Below are 13,372 nucleotides of genomic sequence, written 5' to 3'. Positions count from 1 at the left end.
AAGTGCTCCGGTCAATTAAAGGGGGCGACGGCGGGCTGCTGGTCCTGCTTTTGCAGCGCTTGCAGGGCGTCGAGGATGTCCATCTTGAGGGCGATGACGTCGGCGCTGTGGCCGATGCGGGGCTGGGCGATGGCAACGGGCCATTCGCGCACGATGTTGCCCGGTTTGCCACCCATGAGCAAAATACGGTCGGCCACCAGGATGGCTTCGTCGATATCATGCGTGACCAGCAGAACGGCCGTGTGCCAGCGGTGCACCACGTCGACCAGTAGCGACTGCATCTCGGCGCGGGTGATCGCGTCGAGCGCGGAAAACGGCTCGTCGGCGAACAGCAGTTCCGGTTCGCGCGCCAGTGCGCGGGCCAAGGCCACGCGCTGCGCCATGCCGCCCGACAGGGCGGACGGATACAGCTTTTCGCGGCCCTTCAGGCCCACAGCTTCGATGGCTTGCGCCACGCGCGCCTGGTGCGCTTCGCGCGTCAGCTGCGGCTGGTGCTTGAAGTCCAGGCCAAAGCCGGCATTACCCGTGACGTTCAGCCAGGGCAAGAGGCTCGCCTGCTGGAACACCAGGGCGCTGCGCGGGTCCGGTTCGCGCATCGGTGCGTCGAGAAACTGGATCGCGCCCGTCGATGGTGGCTGCAAGCCGGCCAGCACGCGCAGCAGGCTTGATTTGCCGCAGCCGCTGCCGCCCAGCAGGCAGACAATTTCGCGCTTGCGCACGCCCAGCGAGACCTGCTGGAAAACGGGCGCCGTACCCGGGTAGGCGTAGCTGAGGTCCTGCGCCTGCAGCGCCCAGTCTTGTGCTTCCACTGCTGCCGTCATGCGGGCGCTCCCGCCGCTGTTGCCGCCTGCTGGCTGTCGAACAGCTGCAAGGCTGCCTGCAATTGCGTCAGGCTGGGGGTGACGATGGGGATGAATGACGACTCGCGCCAGCGGCGCGCAAAGCCCTGCTGCTCCGCGTTCAGGTAGGCGCGTCCGCCCATGGCCTGCAGTTCCAGCATCAGGGCTTGCTGCAGCAATTCAGCCAGCTGTATGCGCAGGCGGAACATGGCCGGCGCCTGCGTCTTGAAGCGGCCATCGTGCACGCCGGCCAGCAGGGTGGCAACAGCCGCCTCCAGGGTCGCTTGCAGCGCTTCGATGCGCGGCGTGAGCTGGTTGCGCGAGCCGGCCGAGATCTGCGCCGCCTGCGCCAGGCTGGCGCGCGCCAGGCCGATGGACAGGCCGCACTGCATGCCGAGGAACGATGGGCGCACTTGCGGCAGCCAGGTTGGCGCATTCTCGCTGATGATGTCCGCTGCGGGAATATGCACCTGCGTCAGCTTGACGGAGGCGGTATTGCTGCCGCGCAGGGCGATCAGGTCCAGATCGTCGCTGCGCTTGACGCCTGCCGTGCTGCTGTCAAAGGCGACGATGACGGGGGGCGCGCCATCGTTGGGCGCCACGGCGGCCGCCGCGACAAAGCCCGCTTTGCGTAAATTTGTCACCCACGCCAGGCCGCCATCGACCAGCAAGCCGTCATCCTGGCGTGCGCCCGTGATTTGCAGCTGCTCTATGCCGGACAAGAATTTCATGGCGTTCGACAAACCGCTGGCGCCCGCCTGCGTGCCCGCCAGCAGGCCTGGCAAGCGGCGTTCTGCCAGCGCGCGGTTCTCGCTTTGCAGCAGGAACTCGATGAAGCAGCGCTGGCCCCAGAAGACAAAGGCCGCCGTTACCGATTGCTCGGCCACGTTGGCGATGGCGTCGATGGCGTCACGTACGTCGCCGCCCGCGCCGCCGTGCTCTTGTGGCACGCCGATGGCCAGCAGTTGGTCGCCGGCCAATGCCGGCAAGACGGTGTCAGCCAGTGCCGATGACTGGTCGAGCTGGTCGGCATGCATGTGCAGCCAATGATTGAGGTTCGCCATCTCAGACGGCGCCAGGCAGGTAGGGCGTCAATTGCGGATTGACGGGCGTGCCGGCCAGGCTGTTGGAGAAATTGCACAGGGTGGCCAGGCTGATGCCCAGCACGACTTCCAGCGCCTGCTGTTCGTTGTAGCCTGCTGCCAGGAAGGCTTGATAGGCTACGTCGGCGACGGCGCCGCGCGTGGCGATGACGGCCGTGGCGAAGGCGGCGACGGCGTCCAGCTTGGCGTCGCCGGTCGGCTGGCCATGCTGCAGGGCGCGCACCGTATCAGGCGTCTGTGCCGCTTTTTTCAGCGAGATGGCGCTATGGCCGGCGATGCAGAAATCGCAGCCGTGGATGCGCGCGGCGGTGATTTGCACCACTTCGCGTTCCATCAAACTCAGGCTGGCGCGCGCATTGATGCCCGATACGGTCAGATAGGTTTCCAGCGCCAATGGGGCATTGGCCAGCACGCCGATCAGGTTGGGCAGGTAGCCATTGTTGGCGATGGCCTTTTCCACGAAGGGGCGGCTATCGGGCGGGGCGGTATCGAGAGTGTGCAGCGTCAGACGGGACATGGGGTACCTTGCTAAGTTAGTAAGTCACCCAGCCATTATATCGGCCATGCCGAGCGTGCAACAGACGTTAGCGTCGTCCTTTTGTGCTCGTTCGTCTTTGATTGCGCAAACCTTGAGGTCAGGATGAACCTCAGCTGAACCTCAGCTTGCCAGTTGACGCTGGCGCTGGTCGCGCCGGTAGGCGCCCGGTTGCTCGCCCGTGACCCGCTTGAAGGCGCGCGTAAAGGCGGCGTGCGAGCGGTAGCCTACCAGTTCGGCTGCGCGTTCGACGGAGACGCCATCGTGCAGGCGCCGCGCGGCGATCTTCATGCGCAGCACGAGCAGGAACTGGGCCGGCGAGTGGCCGCTGGCGCTGGCGAAATGCTTGCAGAAGCTGGCGCGCGACATGCAGGCGGCTTTGGCCATGTTTTCAATCGACCAGTCGGCGGCGGGGGCGTCGAGCATGCGTTCGAGCAGCGGCGAAAATGCGGGCTGGTGCAGCAGCGACAGCAGGCCGGCCGCCACTTGCTCACCCTGCGCCACATGGCGGATCAGGTAGAAGAACAGCAGTTCGACCAGGCGCGCGATGAGTGGCGATGGCTGTTCCGGGTCACCGCCGGCCTCTGCCAGGATCAGGTCGAACAGCGCGGCGGCGGCACTGAAGGCGGGCGCGTCGCCGTGTATCAGCAGGTACGGCGGGAAGGAGTCGACGATCAGTGCGGAGAGGGCGCCGCGAAATTGAAAGAAGCCGCACGCCAGCGCCGTCGCCGGCTGGTCCGTGGACGCCTGCAGCGGCAGCATGGCTTGTGCGCTCACAGCCTGCAGCGGATCGCTGTGGGGACTGAGGAAGTGGGGCAAGTCGCGCAGCAGGAAGACGCCATCGCGCGGGCCGAGCGCAATCGGTGCCGCCCCATCTAGGTGCAAATAGCAATGGCCATCGAGCACCAGGTGAAAGCTGCCCAGTTCCCGGCCCGCCGTGGAGGCGCGCCAGCGGCCGCAGTACTGGCCTACATGCAGGACGGCGGTGTCAAGTTCCAGGCTGCCCAGCAGCCAGCGTGCCAGTCTGTCGGTATCAGGGTGCATGGGATGGGACAGGCAAAAGCTGCATCATACGGGCCACGCGCGGCAAGGCAAACGACCGATTTCGACTAAGCATATGCGCGCGATGCAGCTTACTGTTTGCCACTGTGCTGCAGGAAGGCGGGACAGTCCACCTGCAGCAGCGAGCGGTCTTCCAGGCACACGGCCGACAGTTTTCCGCCCCAGACGCAGCCGCTATCGAGGCCGATCAGGTGCGGGTGCAGCTGCAGTCCCAGCGCCGACCAGTGACCGAAGACGACGGTGTCGCCAGCGCTGCGCCGGCCAGGCACGTCGAACCACGGCAGCAGGCCGGAGCCCGGCGGCGCGCTGCCGCTCTCCTTCATTTTGAAGTCCATCACGCCGTCCGGCGTGCAAAAGCGCAAACGCGTCATGGCGTTGACGATGCAGCGCAGCCGGTCGGCGCCCTGCAGGTCGTCGCGCCAGGCGGCCGGTTCGTTGCCGTACATGGTGCGCAGGAACGCCACCCAACCGTCGCTGCGTAGCATGGTCGACACTTCCTCGCTCAGGGACAAAGCCTGGGTTGCGCTCCATTGTGGCAGCAGGCCTGCATGCACGAGTACATGACCCTGGTGCTGCAAGGCGAGCGGACGGTGGCGCAGCCAGGCGAGCAATTGCTCGCGGTCGGGCGCATCGAGGATCTCGGCCAGCGTGTCGGACGCATGCTCCGGGCGGATGCCGTTGGCCACCGCCAGCAAGTGCAAGTCGTGGTTACCCAGGACGCTGTCGGCCAGGCCCTGCTGCGCCAGCGCATGCACGTGGCGCAGGGTGGCCAGCGATGCCGGACCGCGATTGATCAGGTCGCCCGCGAACAGGAGCCGGTACGGGCCATCTGCCGCTGCCTGGATCCGTTCGATCAATTCGACGGTTTGTGCATGGCAGCCTTGCAGATCGCCGATAAAGTAAGTTTTCATAGGTGCCGAGGTGAAGTGAATTACGCGCATGCATTATAAGCATGGCTGCTTTTTGGCGTTAGATGTGTTCCTGGCAGGTGCGCGATTGCTTACATGGCCAGCGGGATGAAAAAAGCGGATGCCGATTATGCTGCGTGAGGATGTAATTTTGCTTTATATCCCGCTGCCATATACCGAAAGTAATCTGCCGGCACGCCGTTCACACGTGCCGGAATGCCATTTCATCCATGTTTATTCATTTTCCACGCGCGCTATCGGCATAGTCCTCATTTAATCTTGATGTTGGGTAGATCAATAAGTCGATAGCCGTGATTCAAACGGCGATGGATTATGCAATGTAGTATATTCCAAGTGATTTTATTATTTGAATTAATATAAAGGATGTAGCAATGGATCTGTCAACGATGACGATGCAGGAATTACGCAAGCTGGAAAATAATGTGACGCAGGAATTGAATAGCCGCGAGCGTGAAGACTTGAACAAGGCGCGCGAACAGATCATGGCCATCGCGCAGCAAGCGGGCATTCCGCTGAAACAGCTGATACTCGACGGCTTGCATCCGCGTACGGGCAAAGTCGCGGTACGTTACCGCCATCCTGACAATGCCGCTGAACAGTGGACAGGACGTGGCCGCCAGCCGCTGTGGGTCAGGCAGTGGGTAGAATCGGGCAAGTCCATCGATCTGCTGCGCGTATAATTCGGTATACTCTTGGCGCAGTGGCAAGCTGCCAGCCACGTGCTGTACCTTGCCAGGCACCCTATCGATACCCTTACTTATACCGCCCACACCATGCTTCCATTGTCCAGAACGATCTTCAAGGCCTACGATATTCGCGGCATCATCGCTAAAACCCTCGATGCCAGCGTGGCCTACAAGATCGGTCAGGCATTTGGCCAGGCCGCCCTGGCCAAGGGGGAGCAGCGGGTCGTGATCGGCCGCGATGGCCGCCTGTCTGGGCCTGAACTGACGGCGGCGCTGGCGCAGGGCCTGCAGGCCGCTGGCGTCGACGTGATCGACCTGGGCGTGGTAGCCACGCCGATGGTCTACTTTGGCACGAACGTGCTCGACACCCGCTCCGGCATCATGGTCACTGGCAGCCACAATCCACCCGATTACAACGGCTTCAAGATGGTGCTGGCGGGCGAAGCGATCCACGGCGAAGCGATCCAGGCGCTGTATCACAGCATCGTCGCCCACGAAGGCAGCGCCAGCGCCAAGGACGTTGCCAACCTGGGAACATATGCCACGCACGATATCCGCGCCGCCTACCTGGAGCGCATCCTGGGCGACGTCAAGCTGGCGCGCCCGATCAAGATCGCCGTCGATTGCGGCAATGGCGTGGCCGGCGCATTCGCGGGCGACCTGTTCCGCGGCATGGGCTGCGAGGTCATCGAATTGTTCTGCGATGTTGATGGCAATTTCCCGAACCACCACCCGGACCCTGCGCATCCGGAAAACCTTCAAGACCTGATCCGCTGCCTGGCCGAGACGGATGCCGAAATCGGTATCGCCTTCGACGGCGACGGCGACCGCCTGGGCGTGGTCACCAAGGATGGCCAGATCATCTACCCTGACCGCCAGATGATGCTGTTTGCCGCCGACGTGCTGACCCGCCACCCCGGCGCGCAGATTTTGTATGACGTGAAATGCACGCGCCATCTGGCGCCGTGGATCAGCAAGCATGGCGGCGTGCCGCTGATGTACAAGACGGGCCACTCGCTGGTGAAAGCCAAACTGCGCGAGACGGGTGCGCCGCTGGGCGGCGAAATGAGCGGCCATATCTTCTTCAAGGACCGCTGGTATGGTTTCGACGATGGCCTGTATTCGGCTGCGCGCCTGCTGGAAATCCTCACGCGCGAAGCCAATCCTTCCGCTCTGTTGAACTCCCTGCCGCAGTCCGACAGTACGCCGGAGCTGCACCTGGAACTGAAGGAAGGCGAGAACGTCGCGTTGATGGACATGCTGCGCCGCGACGCCGTCTTCCCCGGTAATGAACAGATCATCACCATCGACGGCTTGCGCGTGGAATACGCGGACGGCTTCGGCCTGGCCCGTTCGTCGAACACCACGCCAGTGATCGTCATGCGCTTTGAAGCGGAAACGCCGCAAGCCCTGGCACGCATCCAGGGCCAGTTCAAGAGCGTGATCCTGGCCGCCAAGCCTGACGCCGTTCTGCCGTTCTGACAGCATGGCCGGTCAATCTGGCGCACAGGCGCCCTTGAAAATCCTGCTGGTGCGGGTATCTTCGCTGGGCGACGTGCTGCATAACCTGCCGATGGTAGCGGACATCGCCTGCCATTATCCGGATGCGACCATCGACTGGGTGGTCGAGGAAGGCTACACCAGCCTGGTGCGCCTGAACCCCCGCGTGAATACCATTTTCCCTTTCGCGCTGCGGCGCTGGCGCAAGAGCCTGGGCAAGAAGGAGACACGCGCGGAAATCGCTGCCTTTTTCCGTAACCTGCGCCAGACGCGCTACGATTACGTGTTCGATACTCAGGGCTTGCTCAAGACGGGCATCATCATGGGTGCTGCGCGCCTGGCGCCAGGCGGACAGAAGGTTGGCCTGGCGAATGGCAGCGAAGGCTCCGGCTACGAAGGTATTTCGCGTCTGTTCCATACCAAAAGCATTCCGCTCGACCCGCGTACGCACGCGGTTGCGCGCGGCCGCCTGGTAGCCGCCGCCGCACTCGGCTACACGGTCGACACGACGGCTGATTTCGGCTTGCCGGCAGTGTCAGGCAAGGAACCACGCCCGGACTGGATGGGTGCTGCGCCATATTGCGTGTATTTCCACGGCACGGCGCGCGACGCCAAGAAATGGGCGCCGGAAAACTGGATCGCCCTCGGCCATGCGCTCTCGCCCATGGCCATTCTGCTGCCCTGGGGTTCGCCCAAGGAAAAGGCAGAAGCAGAAGTGCTGGCGGCCGGCCTGCCGAATGCGCGCGTGCTGCCGAAGCTGTCGATGGACGAGGCCACGCTGCTGGCGCGCCACGCGGCGCTGGTGATCGGCGTCGATACGGGCCTGACGCATATCGCCGCCGCTTTCCTGCGCCCAACGGTGGAAATCTATGCCGATTCGCCGCTATGGAAAACGGAAGGCAACTGGTCGCCGAACATCATCAACCTGGGCGACAAGGGTACGCCTCCCAGCGTGCCGGAAGTGCTGGCCGCGGCGCAGCGCCTGCTGGCCGAGCATCCTCCCGCCTGACTTCAACGTTAAACAATCATGCGACTTTTTTATACCCTCGCCTGGTGGCTGGCCTTGCCCCTGGTGCTGGCGCGGCTGTGGCTGCGCGGACGCCAGGAGCCCGGCTACCGCCAGCATTGGGGCGAGCGCCTGGGCTGCTACGGTCGCCAGGCCAAACCACTGATTCCTACGCTCTGGCTGCACGCCGTCTCCGTCGGTGAGACGCGCGCGGCCGAGCCGCTGATCGATGCGTTGCTGGCCGCATGGCCCGATTGCCGCATCGTCCTCACGCACATGACGCCCACGGGGCGCGCGACCGGTAAAACCCTGTTCGCCAAACATGGTGCGCGCCTCGTGCAAAGCTATCTGCCGTATGACACGGGCGCCATGCCGGCCCGTTTCATCCGCCATTTCGCGCCGCGCATCTGCATCCTGATGGAGACGGAAGTGTGGCCGAATTTGATACACCAATGCAATCGCCACGGTGTGCCGGTGGTGCTGGCCAATGCGCGATTGTCGCAGCGTTCCTTGGGCAAGGCGCAGCGCCTGGGTAAGCTCATCACCGATGCGGCGCGCGGCATCACCCTGGTGGCGGCGCAAACGCAGGACGATGCCGAGCGCGTGCGCCAGTTGGGTGTGCAGGGCGTGGTCGTCACGGGAAGTATCAAGTTCGACGTCGTCGTGCCCGAGGCGGCCCTGGCGACGGGGGCCGCGCTGCGCGCAGCCATCGGCCAGCGTCCCGTGCTGCTGTGCGCCAGCACGCGTGAAGGCGAAGAGCAGCTGATCCTTGATGCCTATACCCGCGCCAGTTTGCCCGCTAATGCGCTGCTGCTGATCGTGCCGCGTCATCCGCAGCGCTTCGACGAGGTGGAAAAAATGATTGCTGCCCACGGCCTGGCCGTGCAGCGCAGGTCCGGTCTGGGCCCGGATGGTGTCGTCGCGGCGGGCACGCAGGTGCTGCTGGGCGATTCGATGGGCGAGATGTTTGCGTATTACGCGGCCTGCGATTGCGCCTTTGTCGGCGGCAGCCTGCCACCGCTGGGCGGGCAAAACCTGATTGAACCGGCGGCCTTGGGGAAACCCGTGCTGATCGGCCCCCACACCTTCAACTTTGCGCTGGTGACCGAGCAGGCGATTGCCGCCGGCGGCGCCGCGCGAGTGGCGGATGCGGACGCGCTGATGGCGCAAGCGGCGGCATTGCTGCAGGATCCGGCGCGGTTATCGTTGATGGGAGAAAAAGCGCTGGCGTTTGCCAACCAGCACCGGGGTGCCACGCCGCGCACTATTGCGGCCATCAAGCCTTTACTGGCAGCTTAATTAAACAGGACTGGAAGCTCCTGCGAGCGCTTTCTGAGCGCCTGCTTGGCGCCATCGTAATCGGGATAAATCGATTCCACGGTGGCCCAGAAGCGGGCGCTGTGGTTCATTTCCAGCAGGTGCGACAGTTCGTGCGCCACCACGTAGTCGATGAGGGGCAGGGCGAAGTGGATCAGGCGCCAGTTCAGACGGATCTTGCGCTCGATGGTGCAGCTGCCCCAGCGCGTGCCGGCCGAGGATAGCGATAATGAGTCGTAGCGCACGCCCAGCTTGTCCGCATACAGGTCCAGGCGCGCTTCAAACAGCTGGCGCGCTTCATGCTGGAACCAGCCCTTCACTTTTTCCTTCAATTGTTGTTCGCTGCCCGTGGGCGTGACCCAGACGTGCAATTCATTCGTCTCGCGCTGGAAGCTGGCGCGGTGGCGCGGCGCCTGGTGCAATCGCAATGTGATCTCGCCACCGAGGTAGGGTAGCACGGCGCCATCGACCCATGCCACGGGTGGGCGTTGTTGGCGCTGCACCTTGCGCTCGCCCCGTTCCAGCAGCTTCGACACAATCCAGCCCTGCTTGGCGCGGATGGCATTGTCAATTTCGGCCAGGGTGACGCGCTTGGGCGCGGTCACGCGCAAGCCGTTATCGTCGATCATGAAACCGATGGAGCGGCGCGTGGAGCGGCGCAGGGCGAATTCGATCAGGTGGCTGCCCAGCTGCAGCTGGCGCAGTGGCGGGCCATCAGCGGTGCGCGGCGGGGAAGGCAGGGGAGATGGGGCAGGGGGAACGATGGGTGGCGCGGGCGCCACTTGCGGTGGCGCCACGGGCGGCGCTGGCGGTGCCGTGGGGCGCACCGCCGGGGGCGTGCTGGTCGAGACGTCGTGCGCGAACAGATCCAGTTGTTGATCGCCGACCTTGATGGTCTTCATCTGCTGGCGCAGGGTCGGCTCCTGGATGACCGCGCTGATGCCGTCTAGCCAGCGTTGTAGGCGTGAGGCGAAATGACGCGCATTTCTGATTCTATCCAATTTTCCACCTGTTGCATCATGCTGTCCGGGGTTTGCCCTTCCGGCGAAATCGGTTTGCCTATCGAGACGGTGATCAATCCCGGGCGTTTGAGGAATGACTGCTTGGGCCAGCATTCGCCTGAATTATGCGCAATCGGTACCACCACGGCGCCCGTGGCGATGGCCAGGCGCGTGCCGCCGCTCTTGTACTTGCCCGCCTGACCCACGGGAATGCGGGTACCTTCGGGGAACATGATAATCCATTGGCCATCGGCCAGGCGGCGCTTGCCATGCGCGACGACGCTCTTGAAGGCATGCTTGCCCTGCTTGCGGTCGATGGGGATCATGCGCAGCAGCGCCATGGCCCAGCCGAAGAAGGGGATGTACAGGATCTCTTTCTTGAACACATACACCAGCGGACGGGGCAGGCTGGGCAGCAAGAAGATGGTTTCCCATGCTGACTGGTGCTTAGACAGCACGATGGCTGGCGCATCCGGGAAGTTCTCGGCGCCCTTGACTTCATAGCGGATGCCGCAAATGACCTTGGCACACCACAGGATAAACACGTTCCAGCGCGAGGTGACCCAATAGCGCTTGTTGTAGCTCAATGGCGCGGCAAAAAAACACACGCAGGCCCAGACGATGGTGGCCACGATCATGATGGTCATGAACAGCAGGGATCGCAGGAACAGGGAAATATTACGCAATGCGGTTCTCCGAAAATTAGATACTGAATGCCACGGTGGGCGCTGGCGCCGCTGGCGCCTTGAGCAGGTGGCTGACTACGGCGGCCAGGTCGGGGAATACCTGGGTACCAGGCGGCAGGCCACCCGTTTCGTTGGTTTTTTCGCCCTTGCCCGTCAGGACCAGGTAGGGCACGCAACCGCTGATGAAACCGGCCTGCAGGTCACGCAGCGAATCGCCGACGGTGGGCACGCCTTTCAGGCTGGTGTTGTAGCGCTGCGAGATTTCATGGAACATGCCCGGTTTCGGCTTGCGGCAGTCGCAATTGTCCGCGCCTGCGTGCGGGCAAAAGAAGATGGCGTCGATATCGGCGCCCACTTGCTGTGCCAGGGTATGCATCTTCTGGTGGATCGCGTTCAGCACCGTCATGTCGAAGTACTCGCGCGCGATACCCGACTGGTTCGAGGCCACGATGACACGATAGCCGGCCTGGTTCAGGCGGGCTATCGCTTCGAGCGAACCGGGAATCGGCAACCATTCGGCCGGCGATTTGATGAAGTCCGGCGAGTCATGATTAATGACGCCGTCGCGGTCGAGAATAATCAGTTTCAGCGCCGGAGTGCCCATTATGCCGCCAGCTTGGAAATGTCGGCCACGCGGTTCATCATGCCGTGCAGCGACGACAGCAAGGCCAGGCGGTTGTTGCGCAGGGCGACATCCTCTGCCATCACCATCACGTCGTTGAAGAAGCCGTCGACGTCGTCGCGCAGCTGCGCCAGCGTTTGCAGGGTGCTGGTGAAGTCGCCCTTGGCGAAGGCTGCGTCGACTTCCGGCTGCACGCGCGAGACGGCAGCGGCCAGTTTTTTCTCCGCTTCGTCCTGCAGCAGCGCCACGTTGACGCCACCGGCGGCGACCTGGTTGACTGCTTCCTCGTTCTTTTTCAGGATGTTGGTGATGCGCTTGTTCGCGGCGGCCAGCGAGGCGCTTTCCGGCAGTGCGGCAAACGCTTGCACGGCTTCGAGGCGCTGCACGATGTCGTCCAGGCGGTCGGGATTTTGCGCCACGACTGCTTCGATTTCATTCGGCGAGAAGCCGCGTTCGCGCAGGATGCCGCGCAGGCGGTCGAGCATGAAGGTGGTGACATCCGCCACCGGGTCCTTGAAGCCGGGAATGGCTGCGAATTGCGCGGCGGCGTCGCCCAGCAGGCTCTGGATCGACAGGGGCAAACGTTTTTCCAGCAGCATGCGCAGCACGCCCAGGGCGTGGCGGCGCAGCGCGAACGGGTCCTTGTCGCCCGTAGGCGCCAGGCCAATCGACCAGATGCCGACCAGGGTTTCGAGCTTGTCGGCCAGGGCCACGGCGATGCCGGTGGCGGTGGACGGCAGGCTGTCGCCGGCAAAGCGCGGTTGGTAGTGTTCGGAGGCGGCCAGCGCTACTTCTTCCGGTTCACCGTCATGGCGCGCGTAGTACGTCCCCATGATGCCTTGCAGTTCTGGGAACTCGCCCACCATGTCGGTCAGCAAATCGGTCTTGGCCAGCAGGGCGCCGCGTTCGGCCAGGGCCACGTCGTAGCCCAGCTTGGTCGCAATGGCGCCGGCTAATGATTTTACTCTTTCTGTACGGGCCGCCTGCGTGCCCAGCTTGTTGTGGTATACCACGTTGGCCAGCAGTGGCAAACGCGATGCCAGCGTTTTTTTCTTGTCTTGCTCGAAGAAGAACTTGGCGTCGGACAGGCGCGGGCGTACGACGCGCTCGTTGCCGCCGATGATGTGTTCCGGCGTGTCCGTCTCGATGTTCGAGACGATCAAAAAGCGCGAGCGCAGCTTGCCTTCGCTGTCGGTCAGCGCAAAATATTTCTGATTCGTCTGCATGGTGAGGATCAGGCATTCCTGCGGCACGGCCAGGAACTCTTCCTCGAAGTGGCACTCATACACGACCGGCCATTCGACCAGCGCGGTGACTTCGTCGAGCAGCGCTTCAGGCATCAGCACCTGGTCGGCACCGGCCTTGTCCAGCAACTGGGCGCGGATGCGCTCCTTGCGCTCCTCGTTGCTGGCGATGACGCTGGCGTTGAGGATCAGGGAAGCCGCATAGTTTTCCGCGTGCGCGATGGTGATAGCCTTGCCGTCGGTGAGGAAGCGGTGGCCCAGGGTGCTGCGGCCGGCTGTCAATCCCAGCAGGGTCAAAGGCAGCACGTTGATGCCATGCAGGGCGATCAGGCTGTGGGCCGGGCGCACGAATTGCACGGTCGTGCCGTCCGGGCGCTGATAGCTCATCAGTTTTGGAATCGGCAGCTTGGCGGCCGACTCCATCAATGCCGCCTGCGCGCCGGTGGCGAGCTGGCTGCCTGGCGCCGTGTAGGTGTAGAAGAAGCTTTCAGCCTTGCCGTCGACGGCGCGTTCCAGCTCGGCCACCGTCAGATCGGGAAAGCCCAGCGCGGCCAGTTTCTTGGCCAGCGGCGGCGTGCCATTGCCGTTCGCGTCCAGCGCCACGGAGACAGGCAGGACTTTTTCACGGATGGATTTGTCGGGCGAGACTTCGCGCACGTTGGTGATGGAGACGGCCAGGCGGCGCGGCGAGGCGTAGCTGGTGGCGACGCTGTCGGCTTCCAGGAAGTCGCGCGCCTTCAGGCCGTTGACGATGCCGGCAGTGAAGGCGGCACCCAGTTTGGCCAGCGCTTTCGGCGGCAGTTCTTCGGTCAGCAGTTCGATGAGCAGTGTTTGGTTCATGG

The 13,372-nt window shown here is 63.6% G+C and carries 13 protein-coding genes; 4 read left to right on the top strand and 9 right to left on the bottom strand.

Translation table 11 applies throughout. The features are described 5' to 3' along the window. Positions 1 to 11 precede the first annotated feature (11 nt). The 5 genes from CLU92_RS16330 to CLU92_RS16310 form a co-directional block, all read right to left on the bottom strand. Positions 12 to 821 (bottom strand): ABC transporter ATP-binding protein, encoded by an 810-nt coding sequence (locus tag CLU92_RS16330; protein ID WP_101482749.1) that lies wholly within the window; start codon positions 819 to 821, stop codon positions 12 to 14. Beyond that, complete coding sequence (locus tag CLU92_RS16325; RefSeq protein WP_101482748.1) at positions 818 to 1,903, bottom strand: acyl-CoA dehydrogenase family protein; 1,086 nt, start codon at positions 1,901 to 1,903, stop codon at positions 818 to 820. The genes CLU92_RS16330 and CLU92_RS16325 overlap by 4 nt, the downstream gene beginning before the upstream one ends. Before the next feature lies 1 nt (position 1,904). Next, the gene (locus CLU92_RS16320) at positions 1,905 to 2,459 is read right to left on the bottom strand and encodes a carboxymuconolactone decarboxylase family protein (protein ID WP_101482747.1); all 555 of its coding nucleotides are present in this window, start codon (positions 2,457 to 2,459) and stop codon (positions 1,905 to 1,907) included. 141 nt (positions 2,460 to 2,600) lie between these two features. Then, positions 2,601 to 3,521, bottom strand: a complete 921-nt coding sequence (locus CLU92_RS16315; RefSeq protein ID WP_101482746.1) for an AraC family transcriptional regulator — start codon at positions 3,519 to 3,521, stop codon at positions 2,601 to 2,603. 89 nt (positions 3,522 to 3,610) lie between these two features. Continuing rightward, positions 3,611 to 4,450 carry a symmetrical bis(5'-nucleosyl)-tetraphosphatase gene (locus CLU92_RS16310; protein WP_101482745.1) on the bottom strand — a complete coding sequence of 280 codons (840 nt, stop codon included), beginning with the start codon at positions 4,448 to 4,450 and terminating at the stop codon, positions 3,611 to 3,613. A 389-nt stretch (positions 4,451 to 4,839) separates the two neighbouring features. On the opposite strand from CLU92_RS16310, the gene CLU92_RS16305 reads away from it, so the two are divergent. The 4 genes from CLU92_RS16305 to waaA all read left to right on the top strand — a co-directional run bounded on the left by CLU92_RS16305 (position 4,840) and on the right by waaA (position 8,959). Beyond that, positions 4,840 to 5,148: an H-NS family nucleoid-associated regulatory protein gene (locus CLU92_RS16305; RefSeq protein ID WP_101482744.1), complete on the top strand. Its 309-nt coding sequence runs from the start codon at positions 4,840 to 4,842 to the stop codon at positions 5,146 to 5,148. Between the two features lie 93 nt (positions 5,149 to 5,241). Continuing rightward, the gene (locus CLU92_RS16300; protein ID WP_101482743.1) at positions 5,242 to 6,636 is read left to right on the top strand and encodes a phosphomannomutase/phosphoglucomutase; all 1,395 of its coding nucleotides are present in this window, start codon (positions 5,242 to 5,244) and stop codon (positions 6,634 to 6,636) included. A gap of 4 nt (positions 6,637 to 6,640) precedes the next feature. Next, the gene (gene waaC, locus CLU92_RS16295; RefSeq protein ID WP_101482742.1) at positions 6,641 to 7,663 is read left to right on the top strand and encodes a lipopolysaccharide heptosyltransferase I; all 1,023 of its coding nucleotides are present in this window, start codon (positions 6,641 to 6,643) and stop codon (positions 7,661 to 7,663) included. Between the two features lie 18 nt (positions 7,664 to 7,681). Further along, on the top strand, positions 7,682 to 8,959 hold the full coding sequence (gene waaA, locus CLU92_RS16290) for a lipid IV(A) 3-deoxy-D-manno-octulosonic acid transferase (RefSeq protein ID WP_101482741.1): 1,278 nt from the start codon (positions 7,682 to 7,684) through the stop codon (positions 8,957 to 8,959). Here waaA and CLU92_RS16285 read toward each other — a convergent pair. From CLU92_RS16285 to glyS, 4 genes are read right to left on the bottom strand one after another with little or no spacing between them, the layout of a single operon-like run. After that, positions 8,956 to 9,879, bottom strand: a complete 924-nt coding sequence (locus tag CLU92_RS16285) for a M48 family metallopeptidase (RefSeq protein ID WP_101482740.1) — start codon at positions 9,877 to 9,879, stop codon at positions 8,956 to 8,958. The two genes, waaA and CLU92_RS16285, sit on opposite strands and share 4 nt — an antisense overlap. Before the next feature lie 44 nt (positions 9,880 to 9,923). Continuing rightward, positions 9,924 to 10,664, bottom strand: coding sequence for a 1-acyl-sn-glycerol-3-phosphate acyltransferase (locus CLU92_RS16280; protein WP_100874414.1), 741 nt, complete (start codon positions 10,662 to 10,664; stop codon positions 9,924 to 9,926). Between the two features lie 16 nt (positions 10,665 to 10,680). Continuing rightward, positions 10,681 to 11,268: a D-glycero-beta-D-manno-heptose 1,7-bisphosphate 7-phosphatase gene (gene gmhB / locus CLU92_RS16275; protein ID WP_101482739.1), complete on the bottom strand. Its 588-nt coding sequence runs from the start codon at positions 11,266 to 11,268 to the stop codon at positions 10,681 to 10,683. Continuing rightward, positions 11,268 to 13,370, bottom strand: a complete 2,103-nt coding sequence (gene glyS / locus CLU92_RS16270) for a glycine--tRNA ligase subunit beta (protein WP_101482738.1) — start codon at positions 13,368 to 13,370, stop codon at positions 11,268 to 11,270. Before glyS ends, gmhB begins: the two co-directional genes overlap by 1 nt. Positions 13,371 to 13,372: the final 2 nt, after the last annotated feature.

The sequence above is a fragment of the Janthinobacterium sp. 61 genome, assembly GCF_002846335.1.
Classification (GTDB): domain Bacteria; phylum Pseudomonadota; class Gammaproteobacteria; order Burkholderiales; family Burkholderiaceae_D; genus Janthinobacterium.
This window is presented reverse-complemented; position numbering and strand designations above follow the sequence as displayed.

What these genes read in the sequence shown, in the direction of transcription:
- CLU92_RS16330 (WP_101482749.1), bottom strand. Translation starts at nt 821, where the DNA reads ATGACGGCAGCAGTGGAAGCACAAGACTGGGCGCTGCAGGCGCAGGAC.
- CLU92_RS16325 (WP_101482748.1), bottom strand. Translation starts at nt 1,903, where the DNA reads ATGGCGAACCTCAATCATTGGCTGCACATGCATGCCGACCAGCTCGAC.
- CLU92_RS16320 (WP_101482747.1), bottom strand. Translation starts at nt 2,459, where the DNA reads ATGTCCCGTCTGACGCTGCACACTCTCGATACCGCCCCGCCCGATAGC.
- CLU92_RS16315 (WP_101482746.1), bottom strand. Translation starts at nt 3,521, where the DNA reads ATGCACCCTGATACCGACAGACTGGCACGCTGGCTGCTGGGCAGCCTG.
- CLU92_RS16310 (WP_101482745.1), bottom strand. Translation starts at nt 4,450, where the DNA reads ATGAAAACTTACTTTATCGGCGATCTGCAAGGCTGCCATGCACAAACC.
- CLU92_RS16305 (WP_101482744.1), top strand. Translation starts at nt 4,840, where the DNA reads ATGGATCTGTCAACGATGACGATGCAGGAATTACGCAAGCTGGAAAAT.
- CLU92_RS16300 (WP_101482743.1), top strand. Translation starts at nt 5,242, where the DNA reads ATGCTTCCATTGTCCAGAACGATCTTCAAGGCCTACGATATTCGCGGC.
- waaC (WP_101482742.1), top strand. Translation starts at nt 6,641, where the DNA reads ATGGCCGGTCAATCTGGCGCACAGGCGCCCTTGAAAATCCTGCTGGTG.
- waaA (WP_101482741.1), top strand. Translation starts at nt 7,682, where the DNA reads ATGCGACTTTTTTATACCCTCGCCTGGTGGCTGGCCTTGCCCCTGGTG.
- CLU92_RS16285 (WP_101482740.1), bottom strand. Translation starts at nt 9,879, where the DNA reads ATGAAGACCATCAAGGTCGGCGATCAACAACTGGATCTGTTCGCGCAC.
- gmhB (WP_101482739.1), bottom strand. Translation starts at nt 11,268, where the DNA reads ATGGGCACTCCGGCGCTGAAACTGATTATTCTCGACCGCGACGGCGTC.
- glyS (WP_101482738.1), bottom strand. Translation starts at nt 13,370, where the DNA reads ATGAACCAAACACTGCTCATCGAACTGCTGACCGAAGAACTGCCGCCG.